The sequence below is a fragment of the Bacillus sp. FSL W8-0848 genome, from assembly GCF_038007805.1.
Lineage (GTDB): Bacteria > Bacillota > Bacilli > Bacillales > Bacillaceae > Bacillus > Bacillus glycinifermentans.
The window spans coordinates 3610282-3626697 of sequence record NZ_JBBOYB010000001.1 but is presented as its reverse complement, the minus strand read 5'-3'; the positions used below and the strand labels follow the sequence as shown (position 1 = coordinate 3626697).

The 16416-nt window shown below is 49.2% G+C and carries 17 protein-coding genes; 10 read left to right on the top strand and 7 right to left on the bottom strand.

Going from position 1 to position 16416, the window contains the following annotated elements; translation table 11 throughout:
• Positions 1 to 1146, top strand: a complete 1146-nt coding sequence (locus tag NSQ39_RS19140; RefSeq protein ID WP_175077493.1) for an ABC transporter permease — start codon at positions 1 to 3, stop codon at positions 1144 to 1146.
• Positions 1147 to 1186: 40 nt separating this feature from the next.
• Here the strand turns inward: NSQ39_RS19140 and gerQ are convergent, their stop codons facing one another.
• Positions 1187 to 1726 (bottom strand): spore coat protein GerQ, encoded by a 540-nt coding sequence (gene gerQ, locus NSQ39_RS19135; RefSeq protein WP_175077492.1) that lies wholly within the window; start codon positions 1724 to 1726, stop codon positions 1187 to 1189.
• A gap of 255 nt (positions 1727 to 1981) precedes the next feature.
• Complete coding sequence (locus NSQ39_RS19130) at positions 1982 to 3328, bottom strand: TrkH family potassium uptake protein (protein WP_046132440.1); 1347 nt, start codon at positions 3326 to 3328, stop codon at positions 1982 to 1984.
• A 317-nt stretch (positions 3329 to 3645) separates the two neighbouring features.
• Here NSQ39_RS19130 and bslA point away from each other — a divergent pair, with 317 nt between their 5' ends.
• Positions 3646 to 4188 carry a biofilm surface layer hydrophobin BslA gene (gene bslA, locus NSQ39_RS19125; RefSeq protein WP_046132439.1) on the top strand — a complete coding sequence of 181 codons (543 nt, stop codon included), beginning with the start codon at positions 3646 to 3648 and terminating at the stop codon, positions 4186 to 4188.
• Positions 4189 to 4229: 41 nt separating this feature from the next.
• Here the strand turns inward: bslA and hemQ are convergent, their stop codons facing one another.
• Positions 4230 to 4994, bottom strand: coding sequence for a hydrogen peroxide-dependent heme synthase (gene hemQ, locus NSQ39_RS19120; protein WP_341016556.1), 765 nt, complete (start codon positions 4992 to 4994; stop codon positions 4230 to 4232).
• Positions 4995 to 5261: 267 nt separating this feature from the next.
• Between hemQ and pta the strand changes: the two genes are divergently transcribed.
• Complete coding sequence (pta, locus tag NSQ39_RS19115) at positions 5262 to 6233, top strand: phosphate acetyltransferase (protein WP_216899271.1); 972 nt, start codon at positions 5262 to 5264, stop codon at positions 6231 to 6233.
• Between the two features lie 45 nt (positions 6234 to 6278).
• Here the strand turns inward: pta and NSQ39_RS19110 are convergent, their stop codons facing one another.
• The gene (locus NSQ39_RS19110; protein WP_216899273.1) at positions 6279 to 7232 is read right to left on the bottom strand and encodes an amidohydrolase family protein; all 954 of its coding nucleotides are present in this window, start codon (positions 7230 to 7232) and stop codon (positions 6279 to 6281) included.
• A gap of 17 nt (positions 7233 to 7249) precedes the next feature.
• Complete coding sequence (locus tag NSQ39_RS19105) at positions 7250 to 8029, bottom strand: IclR family transcriptional regulator (protein WP_216899275.1); 780 nt, start codon at positions 8027 to 8029, stop codon at positions 7250 to 7252.
• 188 nt (positions 8030 to 8217) lie between these two features.
• Between NSQ39_RS19105 and NSQ39_RS19100 the strand changes: the two genes are divergently transcribed.
• The 7 genes from NSQ39_RS19100 (at position 8218) to NSQ39_RS19070 (ending at position 15146) form a co-directional block, all read left to right on the top strand.
• Positions 8218 to 9696 carry an aldehyde dehydrogenase gene (locus tag NSQ39_RS19100; RefSeq protein ID WP_046132434.1) on the top strand — a complete coding sequence of 493 codons (1479 nt, stop codon included), beginning with the start codon at positions 8218 to 8220 and terminating at the stop codon, positions 9694 to 9696.
• A 14-nt stretch (positions 9697 to 9710) separates the two neighbouring features.
• Positions 9711 to 10496 carry a 2-keto-4-pentenoate hydratase gene (locus NSQ39_RS19095; protein WP_216899277.1) on the top strand — a complete coding sequence of 262 codons (786 nt, stop codon included), beginning with the start codon at positions 9711 to 9713 and terminating at the stop codon, positions 10494 to 10496.
• Positions 10497 to 10510: 14 nt separating this feature from the next.
• The gene (locus tag NSQ39_RS19090; protein WP_175077490.1) at positions 10511 to 10702 is read left to right on the top strand and encodes a 4-oxalocrotonate tautomerase; all 192 of its coding nucleotides are present in this window, start codon (positions 10511 to 10513) and stop codon (positions 10700 to 10702) included.
• A 23-nt stretch (positions 10703 to 10725) separates the two neighbouring features.
• Entirely contained in the window at positions 10726 to 11577 is an 852-nt protein-coding gene (locus tag NSQ39_RS19085; protein WP_175077489.1) for a DODA-type extradiol aromatic ring-opening family dioxygenase, read from the top strand.
• 29 nt (positions 11578 to 11606) lie between these two features.
• The gene (locus tag NSQ39_RS19080; RefSeq protein WP_216899280.1) at positions 11607 to 12968 is read left to right on the top strand and encodes an MFS transporter; all 1362 of its coding nucleotides are present in this window, start codon (positions 11607 to 11609) and stop codon (positions 12966 to 12968) included.
• A 27-nt stretch (positions 12969 to 12995) separates the two neighbouring features.
• Positions 12996 to 14201 (top strand): 4-hydroxybenzoate 3-monooxygenase, encoded by a 1206-nt coding sequence (locus tag NSQ39_RS19075; protein ID WP_216899283.1) that lies wholly within the window; start codon positions 12996 to 12998, stop codon positions 14199 to 14201.
• A 102-nt stretch (positions 14202 to 14303) separates the two neighbouring features.
• Complete coding sequence (locus NSQ39_RS19070; protein ID WP_216899285.1) at positions 14304 to 15146, top strand: lipoate--protein ligase family protein; 843 nt, start codon at positions 14304 to 14306, stop codon at positions 15144 to 15146.
• 30 nt (positions 15147 to 15176) lie between these two features.
• Here the strand turns inward: NSQ39_RS19070 and NSQ39_RS19065 are convergent, their stop codons facing one another.
• The gene (locus NSQ39_RS19065) at positions 15177 to 15497 is read right to left on the bottom strand and encodes a YjdJ family protein (protein ID WP_175076668.1); all 321 of its coding nucleotides are present in this window, start codon (positions 15495 to 15497) and stop codon (positions 15177 to 15179) included.
• 99 nt (positions 15498 to 15596) lie between these two features.
• Entirely contained in the window at positions 15597 to 16382 is a 786-nt protein-coding gene (locus tag NSQ39_RS19060; protein WP_175076669.1) for an RsfA family transcriptional regulator, read from the bottom strand.
• Positions 16383 to 16416: the final 34 nt, after the last annotated feature.

Genomic DNA, 16416 nt, shown 5'->3' with positions numbered 1-16416 from the left:
ATGAAAGAAATGCTTTGGCTCGTGAAAAATACGCTGAACGTGACATTTAAAAACAAGAAAAATATCTTCCTGTTTCTGTGTCTTCCGCTGCTGGGAATCTTCGTTGCCCTTATGACGCAGGGAAGCACAGACAAAACCGATCTGAACGTCGGGATTGTCGATCATGAAAAAAGTCAGATTACCGCTGACACGGCGGCTTTTTTAAAGGGGCTTGACAATGTAAAGGTAAGCGCGGTGAGCAGGTCGGAAGCAGCAGAGAAAATCGCCTCTGGAACGCTTGATTGTGCGATTACTTTTGATAAAGGGTTTACCGACAGCGTGCTTGACGGAAAGCCGGGACATGTCGGGATTTCATCTGTTAAAGGCGCTGAAGTGACGGGGTTTGTGAAATCGTATTTGTATCATTACATTGACAATATCGCAGCGATGGGCAAATCGGCGCAAGGAGATTCGCAAACCTTTGAGAAAATCTACAAAAACTATCAGAGCTCAGGCGTGACGCTAAAAACGCAAACGCTCGATGATACATCGAAAAATAACAAAATGACGTATCAAACGGTTGGATTTCTCCTGATGGCAATGCTCTTTTCAGCAGGGAATTTGTCTGAAATTCTTGTGAAAGAAAAGGAAAACAGGACTTATTTCAGGCTGTTGACTACGCCGATTACGGCAAGGCAGTACGTATTCTCAAATATAACCGTAAGCTTGTTTGTCATGATATTTCAAACTCTTTTTACATTGTTCATGATGAAAAACGTTTTTCATATCGATCCCGGCATTCCGTTCTGGCAGATGGCGGTTGTGCTCTCGATATTTGCGCTGAGCGCCATCGGTCTTGCATTGATCACGGTCGTTTTCTCAAACAGCTCCAAGGGTGCTGGCGCCTTGCAGAATCTCATTTTCATGCCGACGATCATGCTTTCCGGATGTTTCTGGCCTGTTGAGATCATGCCGCTTTTCGCTCAAAGAATCGCGGAGTTCCTTCCGCAGCGGTGGGTGCTGGACACATTGACAAAGCTGCAGGATGGACAGCAATTTCAGAGCTTATATTTGAATATCCTGATATTGTTCGGCTTTGCGGCTGCATTTTTCTTACTCGTCATTTATAAGTTCAGCCGTAATAATGATGCGCGTAATTTCGTCTGATGATAAAAAAAGGGTTCGGGTTCAAAGAGAACCGAACCTTTTATCTAGGCGTGTATGAAGCCATTGAGTACGGATAGTCGTAAACGATCGGTTCATCGAACGTAATGTAATCAAGGTAAACCATCAGAAGCAAGTAGCGGGTGCCCGTTTTTCTGTCGCTTAAAATGATATGATCGCGCCCGGCTGCTTCAATTTCTCCGCGGAACACTTTTGCATTCCATTGCGGATTGTTTTCAAACGTCATGTATACGGTCGCGATTTTCCCCCGGTTGAGCCGCAGAATATTTTCGATATACGACTGCTCTAATGGCAGCATGCCAGGAATGCTCGGACCGGTTTGCTGCGCCGAAGGCATGGTTGGGACCTGAACGCCCGCCGGCTGCGGCTGGGTCAATTGGACGGGCTGCTGAAAGGTTTGCTGGCCGCCCATTTGCGGGAATTGCGGCTGCCCCTGCTGCTGATACATTTGGCCCATCTGTCCCATTTGCCCCAATTGCGGATAAGGGTTGGCACCCATTTGCCGAAAGTCCGGCATTTCAATCTCTTGGAGCGGCTGAAATAGATTTTTCTTAGGTTTCATGTTGTTCCTCCTTATGATGTCATTGAATCAAAATCAGACCTTTACCCGGCTTACATGTTTGGCACTGATCGGGATCGGCGTCAAGAAAGTCCGCTTTAGCACGGTTGGGGTTGATGTCAGGTGAAAGTTCAATGTTTCTCATCCCTTTAACAGTATGAGGAAGAAGTCTGGAATATGACCAACAAAAACGGCTTGCCGGTTCTTGCGAAAGAAAACGAAAAGACCGCTCTGATATCGAGCGGCCTTTCCCGTCATTTATCCTGTAATAACTTCTTCTTCAGGATGACGAATCGGCGTTTTCTTCGGTTTTGCCAAGGTAAATGCAATGGTTAGCGGTCCGACGCGGCCGATGAACATCATCATCATAATGACCGCTTTTCCGGGGAGTGTTAATTCAGGTGTCAGTCCCATTGATAAGCCGACCGTTCCAAAAGCGGAGACCACTTCAAAGACGATATCCAAAAACGGGGCGTGTTCTGTTATGGTCAATAGAAACATCGCCATCAGCACAAATAGAAAACTGATGACGATGATCGCCAATGCTCTTAAAATCGTTTTCATTTTGATCGCCCTGTTAAAAACGACCGTTTCGCTTTTTCCCCTTAAAAAAGTGAGCGTCGCCAATATCGTGATGATAAAGGTTGTCAGCTTAATTCCGCTTCCTGTTGATCCGCTTCCCGCCCCGATGAACATCAGAATGGTGATAAGGAGGAGGGAAGGAGGTGTCATTTGGGCGATGTCTACCGTATTAAATCCGGCTGTTCTCGGGGTAACGCCTTGAAAGTAAGCGCCCCATAATTTTTCCGTCAATGGGAGTTTCCCCAAGGTTCCTGGATTTGAATACTCAAGCAAAAAAATCGCCAGTGCGGCGGCCGCGTTAATGATCAATGTTCCGACGATCATTAATTTTGAATGAAGCGACAATTTTCGGAAATTCCGCTTTGTCCATAAGTCCAAAAGAACGGTAAAGCCAATGCCTCCGGTGATGAAAAGTCCGGTGATGACAAGGTTGACGACCGGATCCCCGACATACTTCATCAAGTTATCCGGCCACAAGGAAAACCCCGCGTTATTAAAAGCCGAAACCGTGTTGAACAAACTGTGGAACAGGCCTTTTTGAAAGCCGTACTCAGGAACCCATCTGATCGAAAGAATGAGAAATGCGACACATTCAAAAACAATGGTGAAAATAAACAAATGTTTAACAAGCCGGACGAGTCCGCCCAAAGACGTCTGGTTAAATGCCTCCTGAACGAGAATCCGCTGCTGCAGGCCGATTTTTTTGCCGATCATCATGACGACGAGAACGGCAAAGGTCATTAATCCCAAGCCCCCGACTTGGATCAGCAGCATAATCACGGTTTGTCCGAAAACCGTATATTCTGTACCGATGTTTACGACGGACAGGCCGGTTACAGTCGTTGCCGATGTCGCCGTAAATAAAGCATCAGCCCAGGAAATGTAAGCTGTCGATGCAATCGGAAGCTTGAGCAGGCAAGCGCCGATTGCAATGATGATGATGAAGCTGAGCGCCAGCGTTTGCGGCGGGCTGATATTGATGATCTTTCCTTTTACGAGATTTGAAGACATCATCTTAGGCATTTTGTTTTGATCCTTTCTCTGAATAATGTCAATAATGTACTTCCCAATATCAGGTTTGTCAACATAAAAACGGCTCCCTCAAATGGTTCGTTAGGCCTCTTTTAATGAATGGATCAAAAAAATCAAGAGAAGCATCGCCTGGTCACATTCTATTATTTTTAAAATATTCCACATAATACATTTACTGGGTTGCAAGAAAATGATAGCTTTTAATAGAAAAGGATAAACTTGGAGGTGGGACTCGCGTTTCGTTAGGATGTAGTCTTGTACTTTTTGGGCCATGTGTAAAATTGAAATGATAACAGGGGGATTTTGCAATGTTAAAAAGAGTGTTTCGTTCTAAATTGTCGATGTTGATGGCCGGCCTTGTCATCATGGCTTCGGTTTTTCTGCCTTCTTTTCATGCCGATGCAAAGGCTTTAAAAACGGAATCAATAAACCGTCCGGCTGCAAAGGCTTCGCTATTTGCGGAGATATCGGGGAACAGCAAGCAGGAATGGTCTTTCTCCGATATTGAGCTGACATACAGGCCGAACTCGATTTTGGCGCTGGGGACGGTTGAATTTACGTTGCCTTCGGGGTTTGCAGCGACAACGAAAGATACGGTAAATGGAAGGGCGCTTACGACCGGACAGATTTTGAACAACGGAAAAACGGTGAGACTCCCGCTGACGATTGATTTATTGGGCATCGCCGAGTTCAGGCTCGTTTTGGCGAATAAAACGCTTCCTGCGGCCGGAACGTATACGTTCAGAGCGGAGAACAGGGTGTTGGGCCTCGGCTCGACTTTCTATGCCGAAGACTCAATCGAAGTGCAAAAAAGAGCGACTCCGCCGACACAGCCGTGCAATTGCAAGTAAAAATCAAGCTCCAAAGACGATTGTCTTTGGAGCTTTCCTCATTAAACATGCAAAAATGCAGGCAGCTGTTCATTTGACAGGCGGTTGCCGACGAAGAATGAACCGAATTCCCCGTAACGCGCGCTCACTTCGTCAAAGCGCATTTCATAGACGAGCTTTTTAAACTGCAGCACATCATCCGAAAAGAGCGTTACACCCCATTCATAATCGTCAAATCCGACTGAACCCGTAATAATCTGTTTGACTTTGCCGGCGTATCCCCGTCCGATCATGCCGTGGCTGCGCATCAGATTTCTCCGCTCTTCCATTGAAAGCATGTACCAGTTGTCATCACCTGATCTTCTTTTATCCATCGGATAGAAGCAGACATATTTGGCTTTAGGGAGCTCTGGGTACAGGCGCGCACGAATTTGCGGATTTTCGTAAGGGTCTCCGTCTCCGCTTCCCATATAGTTGCTAAGCTCGACGACGGATACATAGGAATAGGCGGGAATCGTGTACTCCGCAAGCTTCGACTTATTGAATTCCAGTTCGATTTGATTCAGTTCCTCCATCGTCGGACGCAAAATCATCAGCATGAAATCGGCTTTCTGGCCGACGATGCTGTACAATGTATGGCTTCCGTTTCCTGCTTTTTCGACAGCGCCCCATTTTTCAAGGAGTCCGGTAAATTCGCTGATGATGATCTGGCGTTCGCCGCTTGAGAGCGTCTTCCAGGCGGCCCAGTCCATCGTCCGGAAATCATGAAGGGCATACCAGCCGTCAAGCGTTTGTGCGGCTTCATTTGTTTTCTGCTGTTCGCTCATATTTTCACTCCTCATTCGTATGTAATTGTCTTCATCATACCATAGTTTCCGTTTCTTCATCTTCTTAGAAGTCTTGGCCGGAAAATGAAGTCCGCTGCATAAGCGGGGCAGACCGTTGTATAATAAATATAATTGCCGATTAATTTAATTAAAAAAAAGAGTTTTTTAAATGAAAGCGTTATAATTAAGGCTGAATGATTGAATTTATACCGCAAAAGAGTATCCTAAATAGAGGAGTTTTTTGTATTTATTCAAGGAGGGTATACAGTGGCAGATTTATTTTCAACAGTACAAGAAAAAGTAGCAGGAAAAGGAGTTAAAATCGTATTTCCGGAAGGTATGGACGAGCGTATTTTGACGGCGGTCGCAAGCCTTGCAGAAAAAAACGTGCTAAAGCCGATTCTCGTAGGAAACGAACAGGAAATTGCTGCAAAAGCAAAGGGATTGAATGTGACGCTTGACGGAGTTGACATATATGATCCTCATACATACGAAGGAATGGAAGACCTTGTACAAGCTTTCGTAGAGCGCCGCAAAGGAAAAGCGACGGAAGAACAGGCCCGCCAAATCCTTTTGGACGAAAACTATTTCGGCACGATGCTTGTATACAAAGGGCTGGCAGACGGCCTTGTCAGCGGTGCGGCCCATTCGACTGCCGATACGGTGCGTCCTGCCCTGCAAATCATTAAGACAAAAGAAGGCGTGAAGAAAACATCCGGCGTCTTCATTATGGCCCGCGGCGATGAACAGTATGTGTTTGCAGACTGCGCGATCAACATTGCGCCTGACAGCGAAGATCTAGCCGAAATTGCCATCGAAAGCGCCAACACGGCTAAAATGTTCGACATCGAGCCGCGGGTAGCGATGCTCAGCTTCTCAACAAAAGGATCTGCAAAATCGGATGAAACCGAAAAAGTGGCAAATGCGGTGGCGATCGCCAAAGAAAAAGCGCCTGAGCTTACGCTTGACGGCGAGTTCCAATTCGATGCTGCATTCGTTCCGTCTGTCGCGGAGAAAAAAGCGCCGGGCTCCGTTATTAAAGGCGATGCAAACGTATTTGTGTTCCCAAGCCTTGAAGCGGGGAACATCGGCTATAAAATCGCTCAGCGCCTCGGCAATTTTGAAGCGGTCGGACCGATTCTGCAAGGCCTGAACATGCCTGTAAACGATCTGTCCAGAGGCTGTAATGCAGAGGATGTTTACAATCTGGCGCTGATTACGGCTGCTCAAGCGCTGTAATGTAATGTGCTTCAAAACGGTGAACGATGTGCGTTCACCGTTTTTTTATTGCGTTTTGATTTTCAACATGAGCAGAGCTTCGGCCCCCTTGCCGCTTATGTCAGGCGGCGGCCATTCGCAAAGATCGAAAGGATAATCTGAGCCTTGCACCAGCCTCTCATCCCCAACAAGCTCTTTCAGAAAATGTATGCCCTTTTCGTTCCATAACACGGTATCAAACCAAAACCTTCGCAAGTATTCGACGGGCGGGGCCGTAAGCGATGCAGCGGCTTGCGGCCACATATCGCAGCCTTTCTTCAGTCTGCCGATTTGATAAGGGAGAAATCCGCCCCCGTGGGCCAGCACAATTTTGACATCCGGAAAGCGGTCGGTAATGCCGCTCAATAATAAGTCTGCCGCACAGACGGTCGTTTCCCACGGTACGCCGATCAAATTGGGCAGCATTTTGCGGCGGAGCCGCGGATCTTCGGAAAGGAGCGGATGGATGAAAATGATCGCTTTCAGCCTGTCGGCTTCTTCCCAAAAAGGTATAAATGCGTCATCGGAGAGCAACTTTTCCGATGCGCCCGGTCCGATGATTGCCCCTTTAAGGCCGAGACTCATTGCTTCATTCAACCTGACGCACGCTTTTTCGGGACTGTTGAGCGGGATTGTGCCGAGCCCTGAGAGCCTTTGGCTGTGCGTTTTTGTCCATTTGGCCAGGGCCGTGTTGTAAACCGCTGAAATGTCGTCTGTAATCTCATCTCTGAGATCGTAAAGAAAAAGCTGGGGAACCGGTGAGACCAATGAATGCAAAATGCCCGCTTTTTCCTGCTCTTCTAAGTATAAGTCCTCCTCATAAAACTGTTTCTTTAATTCAAAGCCCCACTTGTGATTGACGGTCAGAAATTCCGCTTTATCCGGCGACTTTTTTTCCCATGCCGCCTGAACGGTCCTTTTATTGTCTCTCAGCCAAAGCAGGACATCCTCCGGAATAAAATGCGTATGGACATCAAACAAAGCTAAACCCCTCCCGTTTACGGCCGTCTCCAGTACCCAAGCTTCTCAGAGATGCCGCGGGCGGCCTGTTTTACTTTAAAAATGATTTTTTCCTGCGAGGCTTTCATTCGTTTTGTGGGGCCGACGACGCTGACAGCGTATTTGACATCTCCGAGATAGTTTCTGATGGGTGCGGAGACGGAAGTGATTCCTTCGATAAATTCACCGTGACTGACGTCAAATCCGTTTTCTCTGATTGTTTTTAGCACGTTTCTAAGTTTGTTCTCATCTGTCACCGTTTTCTGCGTATAGCGTGTCAGGCCGCTTCTCACATATCGTTCCAATAATCCGTCGCCGCCGTATGCAATAAGCACTTTGCCTGAGCTTGTACAATGCATCGGATTTTGCCGGCCGATATGTGATAGAAGCTCAACCGGACGGGGACATTCCGTGCGATTGATATATACTACGTTGAAATCGCCGCATACCGCGATGTGAGACGTCTCGCCCGTTTCTTCTGTCAGCTTTTCGAGAACAGGCTCGGATTCCCGGTTAATTTCAAGAGTCGAGGTGACAATTGTATTCAACTGCAAGACAGATAACCCCAACTTGTATCTTTTGGATTCCGGATCCTTCATGACAAACCCTTCGCTTTCAAGCGTACTCAACAGCCGGGAGACCGTGCTTTTCCCCAGGCCGAGAGATGCGGCGAGCTCGGTGACTTTTTTTTCAGGCGTATCCAGTGTAAACGATTGAAGCAGCCGAAGAGCATTCTTTACAGACCCAAGCGTGTAGTTCGGTTTTGCCTCTGCGGACATTGATTTCCTCAACTCTTTCATTGTTTTTGTTGCCTTTTGTTCCATAATATAACATAAAGTGAGGATAAAAAACGAAAAATATCAAATTTTCGGAAAAAATAACAGCATTGTTCCACATAGAGGAACAACGCTGTTTTCTTCACAAATAAAATCATTTAATTTAAGTGGAAAAGGAGGATTGATTTTCCATGAATGTGCAGACGGCAACATTGGTAAACCGCGTACAACCATTTGACTGCAGGCATTTTATAAACGGGAGATACTTTTCGTCAGAAAGCGGCAAAACGTTCGACAATATGAATCCGGCCACACAGGAAGTCATCGGCAAGGTTTCCGAGGGCGGAAAAAAGGAGATCGATCTGGCCGTCGCCGCGGCAAGGCGCGCATTGAACGGGCGCTGGAAAAACATGACCGGCGAGGAAAGGATTCGAATCATCAGAAAGATCGGCGACATCATTCTTGAACGGAAAGATGAACTGGCAAAGCTTGAGACGCTTGATACGGGAAAACCCCTCTCATTATCCAGCACGATGGATATTCCCCGCGCCGCCTTTAACTTTCATTTTTTCGCAGACTTTATGAGAGGAGTCGGAACAGAGGCCTATCAAACCGATGACATCGCGATCAATTATGCGGTCCGCCGTCCGGTTGGCGTTGTCGGATTAATCAACCCATGGAACCTGCCGCTTCTCTTATTGACCTGGAAGCTGGCTCCATGCTTGGCGGCAGGAAATACCGCCGTCATCAAGCCGGCCGAGCTGACGCCGCTGACAGCCACGCTTTTGGGGGAAATCTGTCAGGAAGCGGGCCTGCCTGACGGAGTGGTCAATATCGTCCACGGATTCGGCCCGGAATCAGCCGGCTCCGCGCTTTCCGAGCATCCTGACGTCGATGCGATTTCCTTTACCGGGGAAACGACGACCGGAAAAATCATTATGGAAGCCGCCTCAAAAACGTTAAAAAAACTCTCGTTTGAACTTGGCGGAAAAAACCCGAACATCATTTTCGCTGACGCCGATATCGATGAAGCGGTTGAAACGACATTGAAATCGAGTTTCGTCAATCAGGGGGAAGTCTGCATGTGCGGTTCCCGCATTTATGTCGAACGGGAAGCGTATGACGAATTTCTCGACGCCTTCATTTCAAAGACAAAGGAACTTCGTGTGGGCGATCCGTTTGACCCGGAAACAAATATCGGGGCTTTGATTTCGGCTGAACATACCGAACGGGTGATGAATTACATAACGCTGGCGAAAAAAGAAGGCGGTGACATTGTAACCGGGGGAGGGCGCCCGGAAGGCCTGGAATCAGGCTGCTATCTCGAACCGACGATCATTACTGGAATTTCCAGGAGCTCCAGGGTTGTCAAAGAAGAAATTTTCGGCCCGGTCGTGACGGTGATTCCATTTGACGATGAAGACGAAGTTATCGCTCAGGCGAATGACACCCACTATGGGCTCAGTGCAACCGTTTGGACGAACGATCTCCGCCGCGCGCACCGCGTCGCCGGACAGATCGAAGCCGGGATGGTCTGGGTCAACACCTGGTTTCTCAGGGATTTGCGGACGCCGTTTGGAGGAATGAAGCAAAGCGGACTCGGTCGCGAAGGCGGAATTCACAGCTTCGAATTTTTCAGCGAATTGTCAAACATTTGCATCAAGCTGTAAAGGAGGAGAGCGGAATGAATGCACAGGCATTAAAAGAAACGGCGCGGACGCTGTACACGGCGGAAGCGGAAAAACGGGAAATCGTCAGAATCACAAGGGACTATCCAGAGCTGACGGTTGAAGACGCCTATCATATTCAAGAAGAGCTCGTTGAGCTGAAATTAAAGCGGGGGAACGGGATCATCGGCCCGAAAATGGGGCTGACGAGCCGGGCGAAAATGCAGCAAATGAACGTTGAAGAACCGATTTACGGGTATATCTTTGACGATATGGTCGTGCCGAACGGCGGTACACTCGAGTTTGATGAGCTGATCCACCCGAAGGTTGAAGCGGAGATTGCCTTTGTACTCGGCGAGGATATCGAAGGGCCGGGGATTGCCGGAGAGCAGATTCTGGCGGTGACCGAATATTTCATCCCCGTGCTTGAAGTGATCGACAGCCGCTATGAGAATTTTTCTTTTACGCTGCCTGACGTTATTGCCGATAATGCGTCATCGTCAAGGGTCGTGTTCGGTGAAAAGGTTAAAAAGCCGGATCGTCTCAAACTCGATAAAGCCTCGGTTTCTTTAGTGATTAATGGCGAAGTGAAAGAGCGGGGGACGGGTGATGCGGTTCTGGGGCATCCCGCCAATTCGGCAGCAATGCTTGCCAATATGCTTGCCCGGAAGCAGCAAAAGCTTAAAGCAGGCAGCGTCATTTTGACCGGCGGGGTAACGGGGGCTGTCATGCTGAAGCGCGGGGACAGCGTCTCGGCGCATGTAGAAGGGCTTGGAGACGTTTCTTTTACAGTCAGTTCATAATGGGGGAGATATTTTTGCCGATCGTTCACATTCAGCTGTTAGAAGGCCGGCCTGCGGAAAAGGTGGAGGAAGTCATTCAAAGTGTAACAGATACAATCAGCGCCACCCTGGGTGCCCCAAAGGAAAACGTTCGCGTACTCGTGACGGAAATTCCGAAGAGCCACTGGGGAATAGGCGGAACGCCGGCGTCAAAAGCAAAACCGTAAAACTGGTTATGGGAGGAATCGACATGCCGATCGAACTCGCGGCACTTGTTCCGCATACACCGCGAATGTGTTTTGAAGAAAAAACGCCTGATTTTCAAAAAGAGCTTGTCAAAGGAATGAAACAGCTTTCCGCAATCATTGAAAACATACAGCCGGATGCCGTTGTCATCATTTCGTGCCACTGGACGTCGAGCTTTGACCACCTCGTCGATGCGACGCCTGAACATCAAGGGATTTTGACTGCGCTCGAATGTCCGAATTTAATTTCCGATGTGCCTTACGATTATCCGGGAGATCCCGGGCTTGCGGGAGAACTTGCAGAAGCCGGCGTCAAAGGCGGGCTTCCCGTCATTCCCGTCAATGATCCCGCCTATTGCTGGGATTACGGAACGGTCGTCCCCCTCCGCTATCTCATTCCGAAAGGGGATATTCCGGTCATTGATTTATCGGTAACGCTTGCAGCAAACCTTGATGAAACGTATCGTTGGGGGCAGCTTGCCGGCAAAGTGTTGAAGGAAAGCGGGAAAAAAACCGTCTTCATCAGCAGCGGCGCGCTCAGCCATCATTTGGTAAGGGGGCCGGAATGCATGCCGACGTTAGCGGAACAGGCCCTTGACTCGCAATTTCTAGCTTATTTAACGGACAATGATCTGCAATCCGCAAGGTCAATGCTGCCCCAGTACGCCAAAAACGCCGGGCTCGAAGCGGGAGGACGCCATATTGCCATGCTGCTGGGCGTGCTTGAGGATGGCTGCAGGAGCGCATTTTACGGGTATGGCCAATCGTCAGGGAGCTCCAACGTCGTCATGACGTTTGAACCGGCAAATAAAGCGGCGCGCTCCGGGAGGATCGTGAAACAAGGCGCCGTACGCTAAACATTTTGTGACCATGAGGTGGAGGGAAAATGAGAAAACGTTTTGTTCATCCCGCAGAAGTGATGGCCGCCGGCAAATTTAGCAAAATCCATCTGACCGTTTTTCTCTGGTGTTTTTTTGCGATCGCCTTTGACGGATATGACATTGCGATGTACGGCGTCAGCCTGCCGTGGCTGATGGAGGAATGGGGCCTTACGCCCGTTCAGGCCGGGGCGGTCGGGAGCTACACATTGGTCGGGATGATGCTGGGCGCGCTCCTTTTTTCACCGATCGCCGATAAATTCGGCCGGAAAATGGTACTCGGCCTCTGCATGTTTTTGTTCAGTCTGTTTACTGCGGCGGCCGGACTGATCGATTCTCCGGCGCTGTTTACGATCATGCGCTTTATCGCGGCTCTCGGAATGGGCGGCCTGATGCCGAACGCCATTTCCCTTATGACCGAGTATTCGCCGAAAAAGCACAGGGCTGTCATCGTCGCTGCGATGTACTGCGGCTATTCTGCGGGCGGGGTATTTGCGTCCCTGGTCGGCATGTTTGCCGTACCGGCTGCCGGCTGGAGGGTTCTGTATCTGATCGGCGTCATTCCGCTGTTTGTGCTGCCTTTCTTTTTCAAACGGTTTCCCGAATCCCTGTCATTTTATATTTTGAAAAAACAAACGCCAAAAATAGCGGAGATTCTCAACAAAGTCGATCCTTGCGGACAATACAGCGCAAGCGATGATTACCAATTTTCCAGCATCGCGGAAAAAACAAAAGGCTTTCCGGTCAAAAAACTGTTCGAACAAAAGCGGGCATCGAGCACATTCGCCTTTTGGCTTTCTGTTTTCAGCTGCCTGCTCATGGTCTACGGACTGAATACATGGCTTCCGAAAATGATGCAGGAGTCAGGCTACGGCCTTTCGTCAAGCCTGTCTTTCAATCTTGTCCTCTGCGTTGGACAGGCAGCAGGCGCCCTCATCGGCGGCTATTTGGCCGACAAGGCCGGTCATAAAAAAGTGCTTGCCGCTATGTACGTGCTTGGAGCCTTCTGTTTTGCGGCTTTCGGGTTAACGGTCAACCCCGTGCTTTTGTATGTGCTGATCGGTTTAGGCGGAGCATGTACGGTAGGGACGCAGAACATTGCGAACCCTTATATTTCCGAATATTATCCGAAGGAAATCAGAGCCACCGGGATCGGCTGGGCCTTAGGAATCGGCAGAATCGGCGCGATCATTGCGCCCTCCCTGGTTGCGCTCATCCTTTCGGCAGGCATTGATCCGAAGCAGGCGTTTATGATGTTTGCCATCCCGAGCCTCGTCGGGGCGATCGGCATCATGCTGATTCAGGAGAATCACGCAAGCTTTGATGTTGCGGCTAAGCCGGGGGGCGGCGTCAAATTGGAAGCGAAGTGAAAATTTAAAAAACGGGAGGAAAACACGTTGCGGACACAAATAGGAATTATCGGAGCTGGACCGGCGGGATTGATGCTGGCTCATCTGCTCCAGCGCAAAGGGATTGAATCGGTGATCATCGAATCCCGTTCCCGCATGGAGATTGAGCGGACGATCAGGGCCGGTGTTCTCGAACAGATGACAGTCGATCTGCTCAATGAAACAGGCGTCGGGGAGCGGATGATGAAAAAGGGGATATTCCATGAAGGAATCGAAATTCGCTACAACGGCAAACGCCGCAGGATTGACATGCACCATCTGACGGGTGGAAAGTACGTGACGATCTATCCGCAGCATGAAGTGATCAAGGATTTGATCGCCGCGCGCATAAACGCCGGCGGGAAAATGTTTTTCAGCGTTACTGACGTATGCCTGTCCGGTCTTGATACGACAAAGCCCAACATCTCCTATTTGAATGAATCGGGAGAAAGGGAAGAAATCACCTGCGACTACATTGCAGGATGTGACGGCTTTCACGGCCCGAGCAGGCAGTCTATTCCCGCGGAGATCCGCAAAGAATACCAAAAAATTTATCCATACAGCTGGCTCGGCATTTTGGCAGAGGCGCCGCCGTCAGCTCCTGAGCTTGTCTATGCACATCATGAAGACGGATTTGCCCTGCACAGCACAAGGACGCCGGAGATCCAGCGCCTCTATCTTCAAGTAAACCCGGAGGATTCAATTGACGACTGGCCGGATGAGCGGATATGGGAGAAGCTTCGGCTACGGCTCTCGACCGATGATGAATGGACGCTGATCGAAGGGCCGGTCATCCAAAAAAACATCGTGCCGATGAGAAGCTTTATTTGCGATCCGATGCAATACGGCCGGCTGTTTTTGGCCGGAGATTCAGCGCACATTGTCCCGCCGACAGGAGCGAAAGGGCTGAATTTGGCTATGGCAGACGTTCAGGTTCTTGCAGGGGCGCTTTTTGACTATTATGCTTCAGGCGACACCGGCCGGCTTGAGCGGTACTCCGAGGTATGCCTCCGCCGCGTCTGGAAAGCCGAGCGGTTCTCATGGTATATGACATCGCTTCTTCACCGGCACCGCGATTACACGCCGTTTGATTACCAAATCCAACTGGCCGAACTCGATCATGTCACGACGTCAAAAGCGGCCGCACAAAGCTTGTCGGAAAACTATGTCGGGCTGCCGCTGGAGTTTGAGGAACAGCCGTTAAGCGTCATATAATCTAAGAATCCATAAAATCAGGTTGAATCTGCACATTGCCGTTCGGCAAATGGTATAATGGATTTTAGCTAAAAATGCATAACGGAAGGGTTTACATGATAAATGGCAAAGCAGATTGACTTACTGATCCAGCCGAAATGGAGAATTATCGATCAATCCAGTCTCGGCCCGTATTTTGACGCAAAACAATCGTTCGCGATCGACGACACGCTGTGCGCTGCAGTCGGAAAAGGCCTGTCCCCGGCGACAGCGCGCTCCTGGGTGCATCATGACACGATCGTCCTCGGCATTCAGGATACGAGGCTCCCTTATTTAAAAGAGGGCATCGCTTTTCTTGAGGATGCGGGCTACAAGGCCATCGTCCGCAATTCCGGCGGACTTGCAGTCGTGTTGGACAGCGGGGTTTTGAACGTATCGCTCATTTTTCAGGACAAGAAATACGGCATCGATATTGACCGCGGCTATGAGGCGATGTATGAGCTTATCAAAAGAGTGCTGTCGCCCTACAATGCCAAGGTGGAAGCATACGAAATCGCCGGATCGTACTGCCCTGGGAGCTATGATTTAAGCATCGGCGGAAAAAAATTCGCCGGAATTTCGCAAAGGCGCTTAAGGGGCGGAGTGGCCGTGCAGATTTACTTGTGCGCCGACGGGAGCGGAAGCGAGCGCGCGGAAGTCATCAGACGCTTTTACGACATCGCTTTACAAGACGAGCGGGGCAAAACGAAAGCCGTTTACCCTGATATCCGACCGGAGACGATGGCTTCGCTCTCTGAGCTGCTCAAGAAGGACATTTCTGTTCAGGACTTGATGCTTGCTCTTTTGACGCAGCTGAAGGAGCTCAGCGGGGACATCTTCCAGGCGCCGCTTTCAGGAGAAGAAGAAAGCGAGTATGAAAAAAATCTGTTGCGCATGATCGAGCGGAATAAAAAGGTATTTGGCTAGAAAAAACGCCCCTGAGACAGGGGCGTTTTTTTAGGCAGCGTGCGCACGATGGTTTCGGCGTTTGATGAACAGCCATGAGGAGAGGGCCGCAATATAAATGAAGCTGACGGCCATTAATACGACTGTTGCGGGCGTGTGTTTTGCCGCGTAAACGAAAAAATCAAGCTGCGAGATATCGCCGGCATCCTTGATCGAATCGGCTCCATAGAACAGCTTTGTAAATTTGGCTGAATACTTCCATTCCCAAGGATCGGAGAGCAGCGCGCTGCCCTGATACCAGCTTGCTATGCCGGAAAATAAAAACAGCATGGAAGCCGTGCCGAACTGGACAAAATATAAAACAAATCTCATTGGAAAAACCCGCCTTATCGATTGCTACCACCATTATGAAATTTATGTCATGCAAAATCAAGAAAAAATGCCCCCTTTCGGTTGAAAAGGGGGGAGCGGTTATTCCGCCATCTTCTCTAAATTTCCGTTTCGGTCCATTTTAAAGGCGGGTGCAGCATGCTCGTCATCTTCAAATAAAACTAGCTTTCTTGCACGATTCATGATTTTCACGAGCGTTTCGTAGTCTTCCTGTATGGTCGTCTGGTCCTTCTCGAGCTTTTTGACTTCTGCTTCAAGCTTTTCGACTTTTTTTGCGAGCTCCTCGTTTTCGCGTTTTAAGCGGTCGTTCTCCATTTTTAACGCGTCTGTCTGCTCCTGACTGCCCGTATACGATTGCAAAAAGCGGATGACATCATCCATCGTCAGATTTGAAGGAGCTGCCTGTCCGGCATTCGGCTGATTTGGCGATAGAAGATGCGATAGACTAGCTAACTCTTCTTTAAAGCTTTCATCAACGTAAGGCAGGTTTTCGCTTGAGATCGGAGCCTTCTCCTGGCTTGTTCCCGCCTCACCGGCATTCGGCTGAACCGCCGCTTCAGCGGAGTCTATTGCGTCTGTTTCGACAGGCGGTTTGTATAGGAGCCGCTTCTTCGCAGGCTGGCCGTTTCCAAGGGCGCGCATCCTCTGCTTGCGCTGCTTTTTCGCCAGCTGCAGGGCTTTTTCATATTGATGACGGACGACGGCGTTCCATCTGAAGCCGCAGGCGGCAGATGTCCGGTTCAGTCTGTCTCCGACTTCTTCGAATGCGTTCAGTTGTGTGCTGCCTTCCCTTACGTGCCGTAAAACGGTTTCGGCAAGCAATAAATCGTTTTCCTCAGACCATGCGTCTTGTCTTTGTTTCATCACTTCTCAACTCCCATGTCAGTATTGGTATTAGATT